We start from the raw sequence: 20,856 nt of genomic DNA, 5'->3' as shown, positions 1-20,856 counted from the left end.
CGCTTCGTCCTTCGGGCTTGGACGTGGCTGCGCCACGCGTAGCCCGAAGGGCGAAGCGTGGTGGAGCCAGGCGGGATCGAACCGCCGACCTCGTCATTGCGAACGACGCGCTCTCCCAGCTGAGCTATGGCCCCTTTGCTGGCCGCTCTGGTGAACGCGGCCGACAACCGGGCGCCATTTAAGTCCCCGCCAAGGTCAAGTCAAGGACGCGTGTAACCGGGTTTTAGCCATCCGGGCGCCGACTTCCCTTGTTTGGGCCGGGGGGAACCGATATCTAGCAAACGGGGCGTCAATCCCGACCGAGCCAGAGTTTTCAAAAGCCAGAGGCCTCAAAAGCCATGCGTGCCGTTCTCGACATCGTCATCATCGTGCTCGATCTCTACGTCTGGCTGCTGATCGCCTCCGCGATCCTGTCCTGGCTGATCGCCTTCAACGTGGTCAACACCCGCAACCAGTTCGTCTCGGCAGTGGCGGAGTTCCTGTACCGGATCACCGAGCCCCTGCTTGCGCCGATTCGCAATTTTCTGCCCAGTCTCGGTGGTCTCGACATCTCGCCGATCATCCTGATCCTGATCATCATGTTCATCGAGCGGGTGATTCTGTACTACATCTACCCGAACGTGATCTAAGCGGGCGGGAGCGCCTTGGTTGCCAACAAGGAGCCTTGGCGCTACTCGGCCGCAGGGATCAGCATTGCGCTGCGGGTGACGCCGCGCGGCGGCCGCGACGACATCGACGGGATCGAGCAACTTTCGGATGGCCGCAGCGTGCTCAAGGTGCGGGTGCGCGCCATCGCCGATGGCGGCGAGGCCAACAAGGCCGTTCTGCTGCTGCTGGCGAAATCACTCGACGTGCCCAAGGCCAGCGTGAAATTGCTATCCGGAGCCACGTCGCGGCTGAAGCAGATCGCGGTCGACGGCGATCCGGCGCGGCTCGGCGAAGCCCTGCGCCAGCTTGTATCGGCCAAATCGAAGGACTGAGGGAACTGACATGACCGCTGAGATCATCGATGGAAAAGTCATTGCGGCAGAACTCCGTGGCCGCGTCACTGAGGAGGTCGCTCGCGTCAAGCGCGAGCACAACCTGGTACCGGGCCTTGCAGTGGTCCTGGTCGGCAATGACCCCGCCAGCGAGGTCTATGTCCGCTCAAAACACACCCAGACTCAGGCCGCGGGCATGGCCTCGTTCGAGCACAAGCTGCCGGCCGACGTCTCGCAGGCAGATCTGCTGGCGCTGGTCGCAAAGCTCAACCGCGATCCCGCCGTGCACGGCATTCTCGTGCAATTGCCGTTGCCGAAGGGATTGAACACCGAGGCCGTCATCAACGCCATCGATCCCGGCAAGGACGTCGACGGGCTGCATCCGAACAATGCTGGCCGGCTCGCCGGCGGCTTCGATGCGCTGTCGCCCTGCACGCCGCTCGGCTGCATTATCTTGACCAAGAGCGTGCATGCCTCGCTGGAGGGCATGAACGCGATCGTCATCGGCCGCTCGAACCTGGTCGGCCGCCCGCTTGTGCAATTGCTGCTGAACGAGAACGCCACGGTGACGATCGCGCATTCGCGCTCGCGCGATCTGCCCGGCCTCGTGAAGAAAGCGGACCTCGTCTATGCCGCGGTTGGAAGACCAGAGATGGTGCGCGGCGACTGGCTGAAGCCGGGCGCGACCGTGATCGATGTCGGCATCAACCGCATTCCGAAGGAGGATGGCAAGACGCGCCTCGTCGGCGACGTCGCCTATCAGGAAGCGCTTGCCGTTGCCGGCGCGATCACGCCGGTGCCGGGCGGTGTCGGCCAGATGACGGTGGCGTGCCTCCTGGTGAACACGCTGCGCGCGGCGTGCGCCATCGCAGGGCTGCCGAAGCCGGCGGTGTAAGCAAGCTCTCGCGTCCCGGACGCGGCGCGGCATAAAATGACGCGACGCTGAGCCGGGACCCATGGCGCCACCGTACTGGGCCCCGGCTCAGCAGCGCATCGTTTCACGCTGCGCTGCGTCCGGGGCACGGAAGCCTAGCCCTTCTTCTTCTTCTCGCGCTCGATGCCTTCGAGGATCAGCTTGTGCGCCTCCTCCGGGCCGCCCCAGCGCAGGATCTTCACCCACTTGCCCTTCTCGAGATCCTTGTAGTGCTCGAAGAAGTGCTGGATCTGCTGCAGCGTGATGTCGGGCAGGTCGGAGTACGATTTCACCTTGTCATAGCGCTGCGTCAGCTTGGACGACGGCACCGCCAGGATCTTCTCGTCGCCGCCGGCTTCGTCTTCCATGAACAGCACCCCGACCGGGCGCACGCTCATGACGGCGCCGGGGATGATGGCGCGGGTGTTGATGATCAGCACGTCGCAAGGGTCGCCGTCATCCGACAACGTGTGCGGGATGAAACCGTAATTACCGGGGTAACGCATCGGCGTATAGAGGAAGCGGTCGACCACCAGCGTGCCGGCCTCCTTGTCCATCTCGTACTTGATCGGTTCGCCGCCCACGGGGACCTCGATGATGACGTTGACATCGTGGGGGACGTTTTTTCCGATCGAGACCGCATCGATACGCATTCAAGGCTCCGTTGTTGCCGAGGATAAATCGCGCCCGGCAGCGATTTTGGCGCTGTCATACGCGGGCTTGGCCCGCTGATCCATCGCGTTTTTGTGAAATAATGAATCCTGCGATCACCGGCTCGAGCGGCCGGCGGTATCGACGGATGGGAACGCTGCCCGGTTAGGGTTTCAGCAGCTCAATTGGTCCAAGCGAAGGCAACCTTGTCGAGCGCCTTCGGCCCGAACCGCTCCGACGAGCGTGCCACCATGCGGCCACCCAAGGCCCGGTAGAACTCGGTGGCGGGGTCGTTGTCCGAGAGCGCCCACACCACCATGCTCTTCAGGCCGCTCTGCATGAGGTCGCGGCGGGCGGCGGCGAACAGGCGGCGGCCGAAGCCGAGGCCCTGAAATTCGGGCCGCAGATACAGCTCGTAGATCTCGCCGTCGAAATGCAGGCTGCGGGCCCGGTTGCGACCGTAATTGGCGTAGCCTGCGATCTTGTCGCCGAACACCAGCACGCTGACGCGGCTGCCTTTGCGGATCGCGCTGTCCCACCACTGCGGACCGCGGCGGTTGATCAGCTTCTCCAGCTCGGCCCCGGGAATGATGCCCTGATAGGCCGAACGCCAGGCTTCGTCATGGGTCGACGCCACCGCAGTTGCATCTGCGGCTTTGGCCGGCCGGACCTCGATCAGGGTTGTGCTCATGGACGCGATCAAACCAAGTCGCCGCGTCGGCGGCAAGACCTATCGTTAATTATCGGTTAACCTGTGGACTTTCTGCATCAGTATTTCAGCCATGTTGTGCCGAAAAAGGACAAGCCGCCATGTCAAACGCCAACCGCAGGGCCGGCGTCGGTGCAAAACTACGTCGCGGCAACGAGGGGACGGCAATGGCACCGCAGAAAGTCGGCCGATAATGATTCGTTCCTACTAATCTGGCTGTCGCTGTTCGCGCTCGCTCTCGGCAATTCATGCGGCTCCTCAACATCATCGCGCTCCTGCCTCTGCTGGCTTTGCTGACTGCGCCGCCTCTGTGTGCGCAGGTCAGGTTTGGTCCATCGGGAGAGGAGGGCGCGCCGTTGCGCCGGCAGGACTGGCGCGTGCCCACGCCGGATACCGACCTTGCCGCGCATGCCGTGCTGTTTCGCCCCTCCGGCCCAGGTCCGTTCCGGCTCGCGGTGATCGCCCACGCCTCGACGCAGAACACGTTGCGTCGGGCGCAAATGCCGCAGCCGGAATACCGTCCGCTTGCCGCCTATCTCGTCGCGCGCGGCTTTGCCGTGCTGGTGCCGGAGCGGCCCGGCCATGGTGCAACCGGCGGCCGCTACCTCGAGGATCAGGGCGGTTGCGACGAAGCCGATTACGCACGCTCGGGCCGCGCAACGGCCGACGCAATCTCGCGGGCGCTGGTTCATCTGCAAAAGCAGGATTTCATCCGCAAGGATGGCGCGATCGTGATCGGCCATTCCGCCGGCGGATGGGGTGCGCTGGCGCTCGCCAATGCCGATCCAAAGGTGATTTCCGCCATCACAATGTTTGCTCCGGGACGCGGCGGCCATGCCAATGATGAGCCGAACAGAATCTGCGCGCCGCATACGCTGCTCGCCGCGGCAGCGGAGTTCGGCAAGACCGCCCGCATTCCCGTCACCTGGCTTGTTGCGCGCAATGACAGCTATTTCGCGCCTGCATTCTCGCACAAACTCGTCGATGCGTTTCGCGGCACTGGCGGCAAGGCCGAGTTTCGCCCGCTGCCGGCCGTCGGCAGCGAAGGCCATTGGCTGATCGAAACCGAAGCCGGCGTCAAAGCCGCCGGCAGCGAGCTCGCGCGCGTGCTGAACCCGCCCAAGCCTGTGGCGACCAAGAAGCCATGACGCTGTATTTCCTGGTCAAATTTGTTCACGTGCTCGGCGCCATCGTCATTCTCGGCACCGGGACCGGCATCGCCTTCTTCATGCTGATGGCGCATCGCACGCAGGATCCGGAGTTCATCGCCCGTACCGCTTCGGTCGTCGTCATCGCGGACGCGATCTTCACGCTGTCGGCCGTGATCCTCCAGCCGGTCAGCGGCGGCGTGCTGATGATGCTGTCGGCGACGTCGGTCGCGGAGCGCTGGCTGCTGGCCTCACTCGCGCTCTATGCGATTGCCGGGTTGTTCTGGGTGCCGGTGGTGTTCATGCAGATCGAGATGCGCGACCTCGCGCGCAAGGCTGCTGCGCAGCGCAGTGCGCTGCCACAGCGCTATTTCGTGCTGTTCCGCCGCTGGTTCGCGTTCGGCTTCCCCGGCTTCGGGGCGACGATGGCCATCCTGTGGCTGATGATCGCGAAACCGTTTTGAGACACGTGATGAAGCAGCGCACCATTCTCGTGCTCGGCGCCTCCGGCCTGATCGGCCGCTTCGTCACCGACGATCTGCGCACGCGGGGCTTTCGCGTCGTCGGCGTGGCGCGGAGCCTGTCGCCGGCGCAGAGGATGAGCGCGCTGGACATCGAGCTGCCGATCCTCATCCTCAACGCGGACGCGCTGATGCGTTTCCTCAGCGAGCATGCGGTGGACGTCGTCGTGAACTGCCTCGGCGTGCTCCAGGATGGCCCCGGCAGCAACACGAGCGCGGTGCATCGCGATTTCGTCGCGCGGCTGCTTCATGCGATCGGCGGCTGCGGCCGCGCAATCCGACTGGTGCACATCTCGATCCCCGGCGCCGCGGAGGCGGATCGCACCGCCTTCGCCACGACCAAGCGCGAGGCCGAGCGCCTGATCGGGGCTAGCGGCATTCCCCATGCCATCCTGCGGCCCGGCTTCGTGGTCGCACCCTCAGCCTATGGCGGCAGCGCCATGCTCCGCACGCTTGCTGCCTTTCCGATCGATTTGCCGGCCAAGGAAATGGCAACGCCATTCCAGCCCGTGGCGATCGAGGATATTTCTGTGACCATCGCCTGGCTCGCGGCATGCGACATCGACGGTGCCTCGTTAAGGGCGGTGAGCTGGGACCTGATGGCGGCCGAACCGGTCACCATGGCCGGCGTCATCAAGCCGTTTCGCCTTGCATTCGGCACGGCCGGCTGGCCGCGCATCGCGATGCCGCGCCTCATGCTCGATCTCGGCGCGAAACTCGGTGATATCGCCAGCCATCTCGGCTGGATGCCGCCGATGCGCTCCACCGCCATTGCCGAGCTCCGTCGCGGCGTGACGGGCGATCCGTCAGCGTGGATCGCCGCGACGGGCATCGCGCCGAAGACGCTGCCTGAGACGATCGGACGCCATCCTGCCAGCATCCAGGACAAATGGTTCGCGCGCCTGTTTCTGGTCAAGGCACTGATCTTCGCAAGCCTGGTCGCGTTCTGGGTCGTCTCCGGTTTCATCGCCTTGTTCGTGTCCTATCCTGCCGCCGCCGGCATCTTGAGCGCGCACAATTTTCCGCCCGCGCTGGTCGATCCCATCACCATCGGAACCAGCCTGATGGACATGAGCATCGGCGTATTGATCGCCTTCCGCCGCACCGCGGCGGTCGGGCTCGTCACGGGAATCGTCGCCTCGCTCGGGTATATGGTGGGCGCGGCGATCCTGACGCCCGACCTGTGGATCGAACCGCTCGGCGCGCTGGTGAAAACCGGGCCGGCGATCGTGCTGATGCTCGTTGCGTTGCTCATCCTGGATAATCGATAGCGTTCTCGAGCGAAGTGGATTCCGGTTCGCATGAAGAAAACGCGTCAAAAAGAGAGTCTGATGCCAAAATGGCCCGACGATGACGTTATCCTGTTCGACGACATCTGCATCTTCTGCTCGCGCTGGGTGCGGTTCGTTGCGGCGCGCGATGAGGCGAGGCGCTTTCGCTTCACGCCGATCCAGTCGGACTATGGGGCGCGGTTGGCGCGCACGTTCGGTATCGACCCCGATGATCCCGATACCAATGCGGTGATCCATGGCGGCGAAGTGTTCATGAAGTCGGATGCTGCGCTGACGGTGCTGTCGCAGCTCCCCGGCTGGGGCTGGGTGCGTGGGCTGTTCGCCGTGCCGAAGCCGCTGCGGGACCTCGTGTACAGCCTCGTCGCGCGCAACCGCTATCGCATCTTCGGCAAGTACGATGCCTGCTTCGTGCCCGACGCGGATTTGCGGGCGCGGGTGATCGAATAATTCGTCATTGCGAGCGCAGCGAAGCAATCCAGAATCTCTCCGCGGTGGCAGTCTGGATTGCTTCGCTACGCTCGCAATGACGGAAGTGTGGAGCTACGACTTGCCCAGAGTCGCGAGCACTTCCCCCGCCGCCCGCTCGCCACTGTCCCGCGCGCCATGCGCCGTCGTGAAGAACGTTGGGGACGTCGCTTCCCCCGCAAAAAATAATCGCCCATCCACCGGCGCGGCCAGCACAGCGCGATCTCCGGCATGCCCCGGCAGCGCATGCGAATACGACCCCCGCGCAAAGGGATCGCGAGCCCAGCGGGACTCGCAGAGCGGCTTCAGCTTGCGCCGGATATCGTTGCCGAGGAAACCCGCGATCTCGTTGATAGCTTGCGCGGCGATGGCGCCGTCACCGGCATCTTCCAGTTCGCGGGCAAAGCTGCCGCCGAAAAAGCCCTCGATGCAGGGCTGGCCGAACGGGCGGATGTGGTAGGTGCCCATGTCGGTGCGCATGGTGGCGCCGCGCAGGTTGCCCTCCTTCGGGAAAGCCTCGGCGTCGTCGAGCCCCAGCGTCACCTTGTCGTCGACGCCGAGCGGCAGGCCGGCCGCTGCGTTCACCTTTGCGGGGAGCGGCGGTGAGAAGCGGATCGCTTCATCGGCGATCAGATTGGTCGGCACGGTGACGATCACCTTGTCCGCGGTCAGCGTGCCCTGGGACGTCTCGATGCGGATGCGCTTGTCCGAGTGATCGATCAGCGTGACGTTGCAGTTCAGCGCCACCGGGCAGGGCGCACCATAGGCCGCAATCAGCGCGCCATAGCCGCGGCGAACGCGCCAATTGAAGTTCGTATCCTCATAAGCGTCCCAGTCCAGCGTCGACATATCCTTCAGCTCGCAGCCGTTGATATAGGTCGAGATCGCGTCGATCATCGGATTCCAGCGATTGCCAGGCTCCAAATGCGAGCTCGTGGGCTCGTCCTTGCCCGTTTGCGCGGCCTTCCACACGCGCTGGTAAAAGGCGTCCATCGCACGCATGAAATCGTCGCGCTCGCTTTCCGGAAAGGCGTTGCCATAGGCACGCTCGCGCCAGGGCGGCAGGTCCTTGTTCAGCTCGAAACCGAGCTGTCGCGCGATCGGCACGAAGGAGTTCTTGTCCGCCGAATGCAGCCAGCCGCAGCCGACGTCGAAGGTCACCTCGGGCGAGGCTTGCACCGTCCAGGCCCGGCCGCCGAGCCGGTCACGGGCCTCCAGCACGATGACGGAGAGGCCGGAGCCGTGCAACGCATGGGCTGCGCCGAGACCGGCGGCACCAGCGCCGATGATCGCAACGTCGACGGAGGAGGGGAGAGAGGTCATGGACGGGCTCTAGCACGTTCGCCGGGTGTGCTGAAGCCGCCACAAGTCGGCTGTCATCACCCGCGCAGGCGGGTGATCCAGTATTCCAGAGGCAGTCGTTATAGAGCCGAGAAGCCGCGGCGTACTGGATGCCCCGGTCAAGCCGGGGCATGACAGTCGTTGGGTTTCGTAGGGTGGGCAAAGGCGCCCTTGCGCCGTGCCCACCATTGCCTATGGGGATCTCGATTGGTGGGCACGCTTGCGCTTTGCCCACCCTACGGCACTGGATTCCCCGCCTTCGCGGGGAATGACAGTTGGAGCGGCGGCCTTACGCCACCGCTTCCTTGGCCTTTTCCGCGCGCTTGCGCTCGTTCGGGTCGAGGTGCTTCTTGCGCAGACGGATCGACTTGGGGGTGACCTCGACCAGCTCGTCGTCCTCGATATAGGCGAGCGCCTTTTCCAGCGTCATGCGGATCGGCGGGGTCAGGCGCACCGCTTCGTCCTTCGAGGTCGTGCGGATGTTGGTGAGCTGCTTGCCCTTGAGCACGTTGATCTCGAGATCGTTGTCGCGGGTGTGCTCGCCGACGATCATGCCGCGATAGACCTTCCAGCCCGGCTCGATCATCATCGGGCCGCGGTCTTCCAGCTTGAACATGGCATAGGCCACCGCCTCGCCCTGGTCGTTGGAGATCAAGACGCCGTTGCGGCGGCCCTGGATCTCGCCCTTGTACGGGGCATAGCCGTGGAACAGGCGGTTCATGATCGCCGTGCCGCGGGTGTCGGTGAGCAGTTCGCCCTGGTAGCCGATCAGGCCGCGGGTCGGCGCGTAGAACACCAGGCGCTGGCGGTTGCCGCCCGAGGGCTTCATCTCGATCAGCTCGGATTTACGCTCGCTCATCTTCTGCACGACGACGCCGGAATGCTCCTCGTCGACGTCGATCACGACCTCCTCGATCGGCTCCATGGTGGCGCCGGTCGCTTCGTCCTTCTGGTAGACGACGCGCGGACGCGACACCGAGAGCTCAAAACCCTCGCGGCGCATGGTCTCGATCAGGATTGCGAGCTGGAGTTCGCCACGGCCCGACACTTCCATCGCGTCCTTGTCGGCGGATTCGACGACGCGCAGCGCGACATTGCCCTCGGCCTCGCGGAGCAGACGGTCGCGGATCATGCGGCTCGTCACCTTGTCGCCTTCGGTGCCGGCGAGCGGGGAGTTGTTGACGATGAACGACATCGACACGGTCGGCGGGTCGATCGGCTGCGCCGGCAGCGGCACCTCGACGGTCGGATCGCAGAAGGTGTCGGCGACGGTGCCCTTGGTCAGGCCCGCAATCGCAACGATGTCGCCGGCTTCGGCTTCGTCGAGCGGGGTGCGCTCGAGGCCGCGGAACGCCAGGATCTTGGTGATGCGCCCGGACTCGACCAGCTTGCCGTCGGCATGCAGCACCTTGACCTGCTGGTTCGGCTTGAGCACGCCCGATGAGATGCGGCCGGTGATGATGCGGCCGAGATAGGGGTTGGCCTCGAGAATGGTGCCGATCATCCGGAACGGACCTTCCTCGACCTTCGGCGGGGCGACGTGGCGCAGGATCAGGTCGAACAGCGGCTCCATGCCCTTGTCCTGTGGACCTTCGGGGCTGTCCGCCATCCAGCCCTGCTTGGCCGACCCGTAGAGGATCGGGAAATCGAGCTGCTCCTCGCTGGCATCGAGCGCAGCGAACAGGTCGAACACCTCGTTGATGACTTCGGTCGGGCGCGCGTCGGGGCGGTCGACCTTGTTGATGACGACGATCGGCTTGAGGCCGACCTTGAGCGCCTTGGAGACCACGAATTTGGTCTGCGGCAGCGGGCCTTCGGCGGCGTCGACCAGCACCAGGGCGCCGTCCACCATGTTCAGGATGCGCTCGACCTCACCGCCGAAATCGGCGTGGCCAGGGGTGTCGACGATGTTGATGCGGGTGTCCTTCCACTGCACCGAGGCCGCCTTGGCCAGGATGGTGATGCCGCGCTCGCGCTCCAGATCGTTGGAGTCCATGGCGCGATCGGTCACCTTCTGGTTCTCGCGGAACGTGCCGGACTGCTGCAGGAGTTTGTCGACCAGGGTCGTCTTGCCGTGGTCGACGTGGGCGATGATGGCGACGTTACGAAGATTCATGAGTGAGCTTCTTTGCGGTCGAACAATGGGTTAAGCGCGATCTCGCCGGTCGGACCGGGACCTCTTCTCGAAACAACGCTGGAAGACTGGAAACGGGGCGCTTTGCGCCCAAAAAGGAAGCCCGGCCATCGGACCGGGCGCCCTGCGCGTTGCGGCGCAATATATGCAAAAACGGCCAAAAAACAATGTGTTCTTTGGCCGTTGGTTGACTGAATTTTGTCCGGGAATCCCCGGGGCTTAGGGCTGGTTCGGGGGATGGGCGGGGGCCTTGCGCCCCTTGATCGCCGCCCAGATCATGGCGACCCCGCCGATGCCGATGACTAGTCCCAAAAAGACCAGCGACGCGATGTCGGAGGGGATCTTGCCGTCCTCGACCACCGACATTCCGCCGAACAGCAGTGCGCAGAGGCCCGGTAGCAGCATGAAGATCCCGGCGATCGCCATCAGGGCGGTGAGGCAGCCGCCGCGCTGTTGCGGGGCCTGCGGAGGCACTGCAGGTGGGTTGGCGCTGGAATCGCTCATGATTTCTTTCTCGCGGCCCCAATCAGCAACACGCCGGCGAATGCCGCCAGTAGTGCAAGGACGAGGACGGGGATGAAACGGCTATCGACGTGGAACGACGAGTCGGCGACGAAAATCAAGGCGCAGATGCCCGGCAACAGCAGAATCACCCCGAACATCACCATGAGCGCGGTGGCGCATCCGCTTCGCGACGGTGGAGGTGACGACGTCTCGCTCAACGAGGCATCTCCTCGCTCTGCCTGGCGTCTCGATAAGTGTGGCCGGCCAGCGCGGCACGGATGCCGTCGATCTGCCCGTTGCGGTAGAACAGATTGTAGGTGTCGAACGGAATGATCGCGCCTTGCTCGGTCACGAAATGGATGCAGCTGCGCTTGACGTTGCCGACGCAGAAATTGAAGCGGTCGAGAAACTGCACGATGGTGACGCGGAAGACGTTCTCGTAGGTGAGCCCGTCCGGCACCTGAAAGCTCGGCAGGCAGCACAACAATTCGCAGACGCGCTCGGACGTGTTGAGGGGGCCTGAGGACAGCGAGAACAGGTCGATGAACTTTTCCCGCAGCATCGGATATTTTTCCGGGCTGATGGTGTTGGGCATCACCGCCACCAGCTGCTCCTGCGGGATCAGCGACGTCAGCGGCAGCACCTTCTCGCCGTTGCGCAGGCCATAGCCTATCGAGATGCTCTCGGGGTTGCAGGGCAGCGGGATCATGTCCTTGTCGCCGAACACGCCGGTTTCGACGACGCGCTTGCGGATCTCCGACAGCATGATGCGGTCGGTATTCTTGTCGAAACTCTCGTTGCGGCCGGCATCCTGGACCGGCTGAAGGGTCACGCCGCGCACGCATGTCCAGGTCAGTGCGTGGCGCACGATGTCGCCGATCTCGGCATCGTTGACGCCGCGCTTGATGGTCGCGACCAGCGTGGTCGAGATGCCGTAATGCTCGAGATTCTCCAGCGCCTGCTGGCGGATTTTTCGCAAGTCGGCGCCGCGGAGGTTGATCAGCGCATCGCGCTGCAGCGAATCGAACTGGAGGTAGACCTCCAGCCCGCGCCTGTTCTCGGCAAGCCGTGCCACGAAATCCTTCTCGCGGGCGATGCGCAGGCCGTTGGTGTTGATCATGACATGGCGAATCGGGCGGGCGCGTACCGCGTCCAGGATCTCGAAGAAGTCAGGATGCAGCGTCGGCTCGCCGCCGGAAATCTGCACGAGATCGGGCTCGCCTTCGCTCGCAACCAGCGCGTCGAGCATCTTCTCGACCGTCGCGAGCGGCGTGAATTTCGTTCGTGCCGGCGAGGATTCGGCGAAGCAGACCGGGCAGGTGAGATTGCAGTGCTCGGTGATCTCGATCAGCGCCAGGCAGGAATGCTGCTCGTGGTCGGGACAGAGGCCGCAATCATAGGGGCAGCCGAATTGGGTGCGCTCCTGGAATTGCAGCGGCCGGTCGCCCGGCTTGATGAAATCCTTGCACAGCCGCCAATAGGCGGCATCCGTCGACACCAGCGTCGATTGCACGCCGTGCTCCCGGCAGCGCTTTTCGTACCAGACCTCGTTGTCCTGGATCTGGATCTTGGTCGGCACCAGCTTCAGGCAGGTCTCGCACAGGGATTGGGTCTGGCCCCAGAAGATGTAGGGACGCGACTTACGCAACGGCGCGTTCATGCACGGGTCTCGCTTTGGGTGCCGTCGCCAGCATGAAAGCGGCGTAGAGCAGGATCGACAGCGACAGCAGGTGAAACAGGGTCAGGGGCCCGACCAGCGTGCCATAGGGCTTGAGGAATTCCCATAGGAAGCGTTGCGCTCCGTAATAGGCGAGCACCAGGTAGAAACCATTGGTGATCGCGAACGCGTTCCGGTTCAAAACCGCCAGCGCATAGACGAGCGCGAACAGAGCCATGGCCGCGCTCTCGTAGAGCTGCACGGGATGGCGGCGAACGCCATCGCCGAAATCATGGCCGAAGGGCAGGGCCGTCGGCGTGCCATAGGTGAAATCGTCGAGACCCGCGAGGTAACAGCCGATCCGGCCGATCGCGATGCCGAGCGCCAGCGGCAACGCGAACCGCGCGCCGGTTCGCACCGTGATCCCTGCGGACCATTTGTAGAGCTCGATTGCCACGATGCCGCCGGCCAGCGCGCCCTCGACCGAGCGCGCAATGCCGTTTTGCCCTGACAGCCACAGATTGGCGGAGCCGAACAGATAGGCGCCAAGGCCTGCGCCAAACACCAGCGCGGCGACATAGGGCAGCACGAAGGATTGCGCCGGAAACTGCAAGCCCCGTCGCGACAGCCAATAGACGGCGGCCGCCGCCGCCAGCCAGGCCAGGATGTCGAAGAGAGTGTGAAGGAAAGCCCCGCTCATGCGGGGGCAGTATAGCACGACCGCGGTTAGAACGGCGCGCCGCGCATTATCGCGCCACAAGGGAGAAGCAAGAAGCTACCCGGCCTCCCGCTCCTCGGTCGGATAAACCCCGCGCAGCACCTCCTCGAAATGCATCTTCACGGCATCGTTGCACAGGCAGGCGCGCAGCCTCAGGCCGTCGCGGCTGCGGACCAGGATCGAGCCGCGCCTCGTGTCGAGCACGCCTTCGGCCTTGAACGACTGAAGCACGCGGCTGGCATAGGAGCGGCCCACCCCGAGCAGCGTCGCGAGCTGTTCATGGGTCAGCGGCACGCTGGTCTCGTCGCCGGTCCGCTCCATCGCAGCCAAAATCCATTTGGCGGTGCGCTGCTCGATCGAATGGATCGCGTTGCAGGCGGTCGACTGGAAGATCTGGGCCAGCATGCAATCGGCATAGCGGGCGAAGACGTTGCGCAGTGATGCCGAGCGCAGCTTGGCTGCTTCCAGCTTGGCGACGTGAATGCGCGCAAACGGTCCGCCGAATTTCACGCAGATCCGGGTATAGGCCGGCAGAAACCCCTCGCTGACGATGCCGCCGACCGCGCCTTCGCGGCCGACCAGAATGGTTTCGACGTCGCGGCCGTCCTCGTTGGGGACGAGGAAAGTCGCGAGCGACGGGCCGCAGGGGAAGTGGACGACCTGCACGTCATCGCCGGGATTGTAGAGCAAGTGGCCTGCTGCAGACTCCTCGACGGTCACGTGCGGTGCCAGGAGGCCGTAATCGACCTGGCTCAAGCGCCGCAGCAGATTGTTGGCCGGCCGGCTCTCAACCTCGGTGACCTTGCCGATACGCGCATCCATCCTGAACTCCTACCCTTCAATTCACCTTAGCGAGTTCCATCCGTTTCCTGTGTGCACAAGTGGACAGACCAGAGAACGACGATGTGGTGAGTTTCGTTCCGGGAACCCTCCGATGCGCTGGGCGCAGGCATCGTGTCGCGGCAGTCCTGATCCAAAAACCCCCAAACCAAGATGCGATCATGGCACCCGCACCCTCCAATGGCACAGGCTTGCCGGCCGATGTTCTAATCGTCGAGGACGATCCGATCATCGCGATCGATTTCGAGGATCGCCTGCTCGGATTTGGTGTGGCTGCCGTGCGGACCGTGGGTTCGGTGACGCAGGCGCTAAACGCCATCGCGAAACGGACACCCGATTTCGCGCTGCTCGATGTCGAGCTGATCCGGGAGACGAGCTTTGCGATCGCCGAGCGGCTGATCGCGCTGAAGATTCCGTTCGTCTTCGTCACCGGCTACGGCGCCGAAGCGCGTATTCCGTCCGAATTGGCGGGCCGGCCGCGGCTGCAGAAGCCGTGCTCCAGCGAGGCGCTGGAAGCGGCGCTTCAGGCGCGCGCCGCCGATTAGCGGTCAGCTCTGCTTCGGGTCGAGCGTGGTCGACCACAGCGCGACGTCGGCGCGGTCGCGCAGGGTCACCGTCATCTGGCCGGAGGCGCCGTCGATCTTGACGTGGCCGAAGAACTGCATGCCCGCTGACGGCGGCAGGTTCTGGCTGTCTTTGCCCGGCGCCTTGACGAAGCGCACCTCGGGGCCAAAGGTGTTGTCGAGCGCGTTCGGACCGAACGTGCCGGCATGCAGCGGGCCCGAGACGAATTCCCAGAACGGCTCGAACTCCTGGAATTGCGCCTTGTTCGGATCGTAATAGTGCGCGGCGGCGTAATGCACGTCTGCCGTCAGCCACACCGTGTTGCTGATCGGCGCCATCTTGATGAAGCACAGGATGTCGGCGAGCTCGAGCTCGCGGCCGCGCACCGGGCCGTCGCCCTGCGCAACGGCTTCCGAGCCGCCGTTCGGCGTGTCCGAGACGATCAGGCTGATCGGCATGTCGGACGCGATCACCTTCCAAGTCGCGCGCGAGTTCAGCAGGCCGCGCTTGAGCCAGGCAATCTGGTCCGGGCCGAGGAAATAGCTGGCAGGGCCATAGGCGGTTTCGAGATTGGCGCCGTTCGGCCCGCGATAGCTGCGCTCGTCGAGCACGAACACGTCGAGATGCGGGCCGTAGGAGATCTGGCGATAGACGCGACCGGGCTCGGTGATGCTCTCCCGCAGCGGGTACATCTCGTGGAAGGCGCGGCCTGCGCGGGCCGCGAGCAGCGAGATGTCGCGCACTTTGTAGGCGGCCGGCAAGTCTTTCGACAGCGACCAGTTGTTGGTGACCTCGTGGTCGTCCCACTGCACGAAGATCGGCACCTCGGCATTGAAGGCGCGGAGATTGTCGTCGGTGAGATTGTATTTGTGCGCCGCGCGGAACTCGTCCAGCGTCTCGGCGACCTTGGCCTTCTCCGGGATGGTGAGGTTCTTCCAGATCTTGCCGTCGGCGAGCTTCACCTCGGGTTGGATCGGGCCATCGGCATAGATCGTGTCACCCGAATGCAGGAAGAAGTCCGGCCGGTGCTTGCGCATGGTTGAGAAGGTGAACATGCCGCCGTCGTCGGGATTGATGCCCCAGCCCTGCCCTGCGACGTCGCCGCTCCAGACGAAGCTGACGTCGCGGCGGTCGGCGGGCGCGGTGCGGAAGCGGCCGGTCACCGGCTCGCCCTCGATCGCGCTGTGGGAGAAATCGCGAAAGCGGACGCGGTAAAAGATGTCCTGGCCGGCCGGACAATTTTCGACCAGCAGCTTCGCGGTGAAGTCGCTCTCGGGCAGCGCCGCGATCGGCGGCAGCGCGCGGGCATCCTTGAACGACTCGGTGGTCGCCACCTCGACCAGCATCTGCGATGGACGGTCGGCGCGCGCCCACACCACGCCGCCGTCCACGGTGACGTCGCCCGATTGCACGCCGTGGGTGACCACCGGCCGGTCGGCCGCGCGGGAAAGATATGGCATCGCCATCGTGCCGAGTGCACCCGCGCCGGTGGCGAGGAAGCGGCGGCGGGAGAACCTAATGTTCATGAAGATGGCTCCGAACCCGAGCTTGCAGGAAGGCACCTCATTCCGGGGTTCGCGCGTTACGCGCCCGGGACGACGGGGCAAGCTATATTGAGACAATGTGACGCAGCAATAACGCGCAAGCGCAGGCTCAGGCGTTGCCGGCGGCCCGGAATTGCGCGCCGGCGCGCTGCAGGTTCTGCGGCAGGCTCATCAGCAGGGCCTTGCGGTCGGCGACCGCCGAATGAAACTGGTCGAGGGCAATGTTGAAGGCGGTGAGCGCGCCTTCCTCGATCGCGCCGTGATCGTAACAGCGCAGCGTATCGCGCAGGATGTCGTCGGCTTCGGTCTGCATCTGGTCGAGCTCTTCGGTGGTCTCGCACTTGCGCGCGGCCGCGATCATGTCCAACAGCCGATCACGCAGATGGTTGTTGTTGTCGCGCTCGTCCTTCTTCAGATAGCCCGCAAACCACGCGCCGATCGAGCCCATGGCGGACAGCGCCATCAAGCCCCACCAGATGTAATCGCTGTATTTGTCGAGGAAGGTCTTCTCCTCGCCGTCGACGAAGGCGGCTGCACCGGGATGCACCGGGATCACGGCGTCCTTGTCGGTATCGGGCGTTTCGATCTTTGCCGCCAGCGGGAATTCCGTCACCAATTGCTGCCGCACGGCGAACAGCTGGCGCGTGAACGCCGCGATGGTGGTCTCGGACACGCCTTTGCGCGCCACGATGTGATGCGAAAAGCTGATGGTCTTGACCTCGTCCTCGGGTCGGGCGGGCGAGCCGCCATAGGTGCCGGCAGGGATCTCCGAGGCTTCGTAGACCGGGTGGTTCTGTGCGATTGCGTCCGCCGAATCGATCTCGAGGAAGGTCGGCGTGCCGCCTTCCTTGATAGATGCCGCGATCGCGTCGGCCGTGATCTTGCTGTTGACCGGGCCGGCCGCGAGATAGACGTCGGCCTTCTGCGCCTTGATCGCGTCGGCAACCTCGTTCGCTGGGAATTGCACGATCTCGACCTTGGCGGAATCGACGCCGTATTGCTGCAGGATCACCTTGAGGAGGTTGACGTTGGCTTGGGTGCGGCCGACGACGCCGATGCGATGGCCGGCGAGCTGCGCGATCTTGGTGATCTTCGCGCCCTTCTTCTTGCCCTTGGCGGGCACGGACCACAGCACCACGACGTTCTTGCGCAGGGTCGCGACCGCCTGTGCGTTCTTCGGCACCTCGAGGTCGCCGCGCACGATGGCGAGGTCGACCTTGCCGTCCGCGAGCGCACTGGCGCTGGCGATGGCACTGTCGGTCTGGATCGGGCGCAGCCGCACCTGGCTCTTGTGTTGCGCGAAGCCTTGCGTCAGCGTCTGCACGACCTTGACGTCGTCGCTGTTGGCAGGGCCGACCGCGATCCTCAGCGTCACCGGTCGCATCGCGAAATAGTAGCCGCCGGCTAGCGCGCCGATGATCGCGAGCACCAGGGCCAGAGACACGAGGGCCGTCTTCCGCGCCGCGGATCGCGGCGAAGGCGGAGGGGGCGCTTCGGCCAGGTCCAATCCCCCGGTCATAGATCTCCCAAACAGGCGCTTCAGGCTCAGTTTCATCTTGGCCGGCGATTTACGCCCGCAATTGTAGCAAATTTCTTGTCCGGCGGGGTTACATCTCCGTCATGGTTAGCGGATCGAGGAAATCCCCGTGTGAACCCGGGCGTCAGCGCGGTGCTAGGGTAAAGTTCCCCTGAAGGACGGAGATGGTCATGTCAGAACGGCTCTCGGCAGAGGCGCGCAGGCAGGCGCTGGGCGGACTACCCGGCTGGACCGACGTCCAAGGCCGCGACGCCATCGGGAAAACCTTTGTCTTCAAGGATTTCAACGAGGCGTTCGGCTTCATGAGCCGCGCCGCGCTGGTCGCCGAGAAGATGGACCATCACCCCGAATGGCGTAACGTCTACAAGACCGTGGAGGTGGTGCTGTCGACCCATGATGCCGGCGGCGTCACGGCGCGCGACATCGAGCTCGCCAAGGCGATGAACGCCATCGCCAAGCCGACGGCTTAGCTGACACCTAGCTGACATCTTGCAGCGCCCGGCCGCATCCCCATCTTGTGATCAGCAGGGCATGCGGCGATCCGCCGCCCCTTGCTGAACGGGGAGTTGCAGCATGGCTGCCGAGCACAGTGTTGGCTTTGAGCCGGCCGATCGGCTTGCGGAAGATCGCGAGAGCGTGCGCCGCCGCTTCTGGCGCAAGCTGAAGCGCGTCGCCGCACAACTGCCGTTCGCCGAGGATCTGCTTGCGGCCTATTACTGCGCGTTCGACCGGCAGACGCCGCGCCACGTCCAGGCCTCGCTGTTAGGCGCGATCGCCTATTTCATCCTGCCGTTCGACTTCGTCGCCGACGTCATGCCGATGCTCGGCTTCGCCGATGACGCCGCCGTGCTCGCCACCGCCATCCGCATGGTTGCCGGCCACATCACGAACGAGCACCGCGAAGCCGCCCGCGCCGCGCTGAAGCGCGGGGTGAGCGAGGCGGACGTGGAAGCGGCGTAGTCAAGGCGGATTCAACCACACGTTCCGCTGTCATGCCCCGGCTTGACCGGGGCATCCAGTACGCTGCGGCCTCTCGATTCAATCACTGACGTCACGGAGTACTGGATCGCCCGGTCGAGCCGGGCGATGACAGTGAGTGTGTGGCTGCTGCTGCCGCGAGCATCGTCATTGCGAGCGAAGCGAAGCAATCCAGACTCTTTCCGCGGAGGGATTCTGGATTGCTTCGTCGCTCCGCTCCTCGCAATGACGGCCGCTATTTCTTCTCCGCCCGCGCCTTCTCCGCGTCCCACGCCTGGAATTGCCTGAACAGCGTCTCCTTGTCCGCATCAGACACGGTTGCTGCCGCAGGGCTCTGCTTCAAGAACGCCTCGAAGCGCTGCCGTGTCACCGGCTCGATGCCGTGCTTGTCGAGCCATTGCTGCGCCACCGGCAATCTGTTCCAGCCGGAAAGCGGCGCCGCCAGCGAGACCTCCTTCCACTTGGGATGGAAGGGCGGGTTCTGCAGTGCCGTGAATTTCGTGAAGAACGCGTCCACGAACAGTGCGAGCTTGCGATAACGCTCGGTGTTGGGCGCCCAATTGTAGGCCGCGAGCACCGCGGGCACCGCGATCGTGTCGACGCTCTCACCCTCCTTGATGAGATTCGGGTAGTCCTTGGCGGTCAGGGTTGCCGGCAGATAGTCGCTCTGCAGCGGCTTTGCATAGTCCACCTTCGCGAGATGGAAGCGGCCGTCATTGCCGAAGGTCGAGACCGATTTGTACGGCTTGCCTCCGACCACGATGACGGCATCGATCTGCCCGGCCTTCAGCTTCTCCATCGCGATGCGTTGCTCGACATAGACGAAGTTCGCCTTGATCCCGAGCCGCTCGAACACCGTCAGTGCGGTGACGAAGGTCCCGCCATTGGGCAGATCGACGCTGACCTTCTTGCCCTCGAGGTCCTTCAGCGTTGCGATCGATTTCGGCGCGATGACCTGCATCTCTTCATTGTAGAGCTTGGTCACGTAAGTGAACTGTTTCTTGATGTCCTTGGCGAAGCCCTTGCGCTCGAGATAGTCGAGCGTGTCTGCGCGCACGATGCCGAGATCGACGCCCTGCAGGAACAGGATGTCGGCGACGCTCTGCACCGAGCCGCGGCCGACGATCGGCAGCACGCGGATCTTGTTGCCGTCGTCGAGCACCGAGGCGAGGTCGGCGCCGAACTGCACATAAGTCCCGCCGATCGTGCCCGTGATCAGCGTGACGGTGTTGGCGTTCAGCGCCTGCTTGGTCGAGTTCGAGCCGAACTGGAAGATGGCCTTCAGGCTGTCCGAGACCTTGGCCGGATCATATTCGGCCTGCTCGGCGTGGGCGGCGAAGGCACAGATGGTCGTGATGGCGGCAAGCGCCATTTTCAAAGTATTACGCATGATGTCCCCTCTGAATTGGCCTAATTCGAGAATTGGGCGAGGCGCTGGCGCGCTTCCGCCGATCCGAGACTGGCAGCCTTTTGATACCAGTCGCGCGCGGCGGTCGCGTCAGCGGCGATGCGCCGCGAGTCGCTGGTGCCAAGCACGGCCGGGTCATAACTCTGCGCCAGCAGAAACGCAGCCGTGGCATCCTGTGCATTGGCCGCGCGTTCAAGCAGCAGGCGGGCAGCAACAATATCGCCGACGCCCAACAGGCTCTTCGCGCGCGTCATCAGCGCGGCCAGCGTGTCAGCATCGAGCGTCTTCGCGGGCGCAGGCGGTGCGGGCGGCGCCGCGACGGGCGCGGGCGCTGGTTGGGTTTGTTCTTGGGCTTGCAGCGCGGTCTGATAGGCGGTCGCGATTGCCTCTCGGCTCGGTGTGGCAGGTGCAGAGAGAGCCTGCATGTCGGCGCTCGCCAGCCTCGTGTCGCTCACGCGAGCCGCATCCTTGGGCGGGATCTGCGGTGTGGTCGGTGCGCTGGCCGACGCCATAGCTGGGTCCGCCATGATGCGGACCCAGCTATCGGCATGAGTGGCGAAGAGGCCGCGCAAGTCGGACTGAAACAGTGTGACCAGAACTGCCAGAGTGGATGCCGCCAGAACGGCCGCGAGCACACTTGGGACCATTCTGGAGCGCAATGTCACCGGTGCATATTCGCTCGGGTCCGGCGCACCGAGCGGATCGGACAGAAACAGTGGAATTGGATCGTCCTGCGCGAGCTCGGCGCGCTTGGCGCGTGCACGGATATAGGACGCGATGGGCGGATGTGATGCCGATCGATCGGAATCGTGCGCGTGCGATTCCTTCGACAGACGGTAGGCCGTCGTCTCCATGGTGTGATGCTCCCCTTTACTGACGCAACGCAGGGGCAGTCCCGGCTTCAGTCTTCTTGTTGTTGTCCAGAGGTCCCCGCTAACTGGAACCGGTAAAT

Annotated in this window: 23 protein-coding genes and 1 tRNA gene; 10 read left to right on the top strand and 14 right to left on the bottom strand. The window is 64.3% G+C overall.

Translation table 11 applies throughout. The features are described 5' to 3' along the window. Positions 1-58: 58 nt before the first annotated feature. Positions 59-134, bottom strand: a tRNA-Ala gene (locus ACNJYD_RS00420). Between the two features lie 204 nt (positions 135-338). Here ACNJYD_RS00420 and ACNJYD_RS00415 point away from each other — a divergent pair. From ACNJYD_RS00415 to folD, 3 genes are read left to right on the top strand one after another with little or no spacing between them, the layout of a single operon-like run. Continuing rightward, positions 339-629 carry a YggT family protein gene (locus tag ACNJYD_RS00415; protein WP_018645113.1) on the top strand — a complete coding sequence of 97 codons (291 nt, stop codon included), beginning with the start codon at positions 339-341 and terminating at the stop codon, positions 627-629. A 15-nt stretch (positions 630-644) separates the two neighbouring features. Then, positions 645-980: a DUF167 domain-containing protein gene (locus tag ACNJYD_RS00410; RefSeq protein WP_439365039.1), complete on the top strand. Its 336-nt coding sequence runs from the start codon at positions 645-647 to the stop codon at positions 978-980. Positions 981-990: 10 nt separating this feature from the next. Next, on the top strand, positions 991-1,875 hold the full coding sequence (gene folD, locus ACNJYD_RS00405) for a bifunctional methylenetetrahydrofolate dehydrogenase/methenyltetrahydrofolate cyclohydrolase FolD (RefSeq protein ID WP_260381424.1): 885 nt from the start codon (positions 991-993) through the stop codon (positions 1,873-1,875). 134 nt (positions 1,876-2,009) lie between these two features. Here the strand turns inward: folD and ppa are convergent, their stop codons facing one another. Continuing rightward, positions 2,010-2,546: an inorganic diphosphatase gene (ppa, locus tag ACNJYD_RS00400; RefSeq protein ID WP_027573074.1), complete on the bottom strand. Its 537-nt coding sequence runs from the start codon at positions 2,544-2,546 to the stop codon at positions 2,010-2,012. 179 nt (positions 2,547-2,725) lie between these two features. Further along, positions 2,726-3,235 carry a GNAT family N-acetyltransferase gene (locus tag ACNJYD_RS00395; protein ID WP_024338772.1) on the bottom strand — a complete coding sequence of 170 codons (510 nt, stop codon included), beginning with the start codon at positions 3,233-3,235 and terminating at the stop codon, positions 2,726-2,728. Positions 3,236-3,501: 266 nt separating this feature from the next. Here ACNJYD_RS00395 and ACNJYD_RS00390 point away from each other — a divergent pair, with 266 nt between their 5' ends. Genes ACNJYD_RS00390 through ACNJYD_RS00375 form a run of 4 tightly spaced genes read left to right on the top strand, consistent with a single transcriptional unit; the run spans position 3,502 to position 6,661 of the window. After that, complete coding sequence (locus tag ACNJYD_RS00390) at positions 3,502-4,401, top strand: alpha/beta hydrolase family protein (RefSeq protein ID WP_439365038.1); 900 nt, start codon at positions 3,502-3,504, stop codon at positions 4,399-4,401. After that, complete coding sequence (locus tag ACNJYD_RS00385; RefSeq protein ID WP_439365037.1) at positions 4,398-4,865, top strand: DUF2269 family protein; 468 nt, start codon at positions 4,398-4,400, stop codon at positions 4,863-4,865. The genes ACNJYD_RS00390 and ACNJYD_RS00385 overlap by 4 nt, the downstream gene beginning before the upstream one ends. Before the next feature lie 8 nt (positions 4,866-4,873). Next, positions 4,874-6,193 carry an SDR family oxidoreductase gene (locus ACNJYD_RS00380; protein WP_439365036.1) on the top strand — a complete coding sequence of 440 codons (1,320 nt, stop codon included), beginning with the start codon at positions 4,874-4,876 and terminating at the stop codon, positions 6,191-6,193. Positions 6,194-6,253: 60 nt separating this feature from the next. Beyond that, entirely contained in the window at positions 6,254-6,661 is a 408-nt protein-coding gene (locus ACNJYD_RS00375) for a thiol-disulfide oxidoreductase DCC family protein (protein WP_439365035.1), read from the top strand. A gap of 93 nt (positions 6,662-6,754) precedes the next feature. Here the strand turns inward: ACNJYD_RS00375 and ACNJYD_RS00370 are convergent, their stop codons facing one another. The 7 genes from ACNJYD_RS00370 to ACNJYD_RS00340 form a co-directional block, all read right to left on the bottom strand. Further along, on the bottom strand, positions 6,755-8,002 hold the full coding sequence (locus tag ACNJYD_RS00370; protein WP_212260392.1) for a flavin monoamine oxidase family protein: 1,248 nt from the start codon (positions 8,000-8,002) through the stop codon (positions 6,755-6,757). Positions 8,003-8,309: 307 nt separating this feature from the next. Further along, complete coding sequence (gene typA, locus ACNJYD_RS00365) at positions 8,310-10,136, bottom strand: translational GTPase TypA (protein ID WP_212260393.1); 1,827 nt, start codon at positions 10,134-10,136, stop codon at positions 8,310-8,312. A 237-nt stretch (positions 10,137-10,373) separates the two neighbouring features. Next, positions 10,374-10,658 carry a hypothetical protein gene (locus ACNJYD_RS00360; RefSeq protein WP_212260394.1) on the bottom strand — a complete coding sequence of 95 codons (285 nt, stop codon included), beginning with the start codon at positions 10,656-10,658 and terminating at the stop codon, positions 10,374-10,376. After that, a complete protein-coding gene (locus ACNJYD_RS00355; protein ID WP_212260395.1) occupies positions 10,655-10,876 on the bottom strand; it encodes a hypothetical protein in 222 nt (73 codons plus the stop codon). Before ACNJYD_RS00355 ends, ACNJYD_RS00360 begins: the two co-directional genes overlap by 4 nt. Beyond that, a complete protein-coding gene (locus tag ACNJYD_RS00350) occupies positions 10,873-12,318 on the bottom strand; it encodes a radical SAM protein (protein ID WP_212260396.1) in 1,446 nt (481 codons plus the stop codon). The genes ACNJYD_RS00355 and ACNJYD_RS00350 overlap by 4 nt, the downstream gene beginning before the upstream one ends. Continuing rightward, a complete protein-coding gene (locus ACNJYD_RS00345) occupies positions 12,299-13,015 on the bottom strand; it encodes a prolipoprotein diacylglyceryl transferase family protein (protein WP_212260397.1) in 717 nt (238 codons plus the stop codon). The genes ACNJYD_RS00350 and ACNJYD_RS00345 overlap by 20 nt, the downstream gene beginning before the upstream one ends. A 75-nt stretch (positions 13,016-13,090) precedes the next feature. Next, on the bottom strand, positions 13,091-13,855 hold the full coding sequence (locus tag ACNJYD_RS00340) for a Crp/Fnr family transcriptional regulator (RefSeq protein WP_212260398.1): 765 nt from the start codon (positions 13,853-13,855) through the stop codon (positions 13,091-13,093). Positions 13,856-14,034: 179 nt separating this feature from the next. Between ACNJYD_RS00340 and ACNJYD_RS00335 the strand changes: the two genes are divergently transcribed. Further along, on the top strand, positions 14,035-14,418 hold the full coding sequence (locus tag ACNJYD_RS00335; RefSeq protein ID WP_212260399.1) for a response regulator: 384 nt from the start codon (positions 14,035-14,037) through the stop codon (positions 14,416-14,418). 3 nt (positions 14,419-14,421) lie between these two features. Here the strand turns inward: ACNJYD_RS00335 and ACNJYD_RS00330 are convergent, their stop codons facing one another. Both ACNJYD_RS00330 and ACNJYD_RS00325 read right to left on the bottom strand, forming a co-directional pair. Beyond that, positions 14,422-15,963 (bottom strand): alkaline phosphatase D family protein, encoded by a 1,542-nt coding sequence (locus ACNJYD_RS00330; protein ID WP_212260400.1) that lies wholly within the window; start codon positions 15,961-15,963, stop codon positions 14,422-14,424. A gap of 127 nt (positions 15,964-16,090) precedes the next feature. Then, positions 16,091-17,536, bottom strand: coding sequence for a TAXI family TRAP transporter solute-binding subunit (locus ACNJYD_RS00325; RefSeq protein WP_212260401.1), 1,446 nt, complete (start codon positions 17,534-17,536; stop codon positions 16,091-16,093). Between the two features lie 152 nt (positions 17,537-17,688). Here ACNJYD_RS00325 and ACNJYD_RS00320 point away from each other — a divergent pair, with 152 nt between their 5' ends. Further along, a complete protein-coding gene (locus ACNJYD_RS00320; protein WP_172789510.1) occupies positions 17,689-17,988 on the top strand; it encodes a 4a-hydroxytetrahydrobiopterin dehydratase in 300 nt (99 codons plus the stop codon). Positions 17,989-18,091: 103 nt separating this feature from the next. Further along, positions 18,092-18,478: a YkvA family protein gene (locus ACNJYD_RS00315; RefSeq protein WP_172789509.1), complete on the top strand. Its 387-nt coding sequence runs from the start codon at positions 18,092-18,094 to the stop codon at positions 18,476-18,478. Positions 18,479-18,731: 253 nt separating this feature from the next. Here the strand turns inward: ACNJYD_RS00315 and ACNJYD_RS00310 are convergent, their stop codons facing one another. Together ACNJYD_RS00310 and ACNJYD_RS00305 are read right to left on the bottom strand one after the other, a co-directional pair. Continuing rightward, entirely contained in the window at positions 18,732-19,886 is a 1,155-nt protein-coding gene (locus tag ACNJYD_RS00310) for a TAXI family TRAP transporter solute-binding subunit (RefSeq protein WP_212260402.1), read from the bottom strand. Between the two features lie 20 nt (positions 19,887-19,906). Next, on the bottom strand, positions 19,907-20,758 hold the full coding sequence (locus tag ACNJYD_RS00305) for a hypothetical protein (RefSeq protein WP_212260403.1): 852 nt from the start codon (positions 20,756-20,758) through the stop codon (positions 19,907-19,909). Between the last annotated feature and the right edge of the window lie 98 nt (positions 20,759-20,856).

Source organism: Bradyrhizobium sp. SPXBL-02, assembly GCF_051853065.1.
In the GTDB taxonomy this organism is placed as follows: Bacteria; Pseudomonadota; Alphaproteobacteria; order Rhizobiales; family Xanthobacteraceae; genus Bradyrhizobium.
Note: the sequence above shows the minus strand (reverse complement) of the source record. Positions and strands in the feature narration are given on the sequence as shown.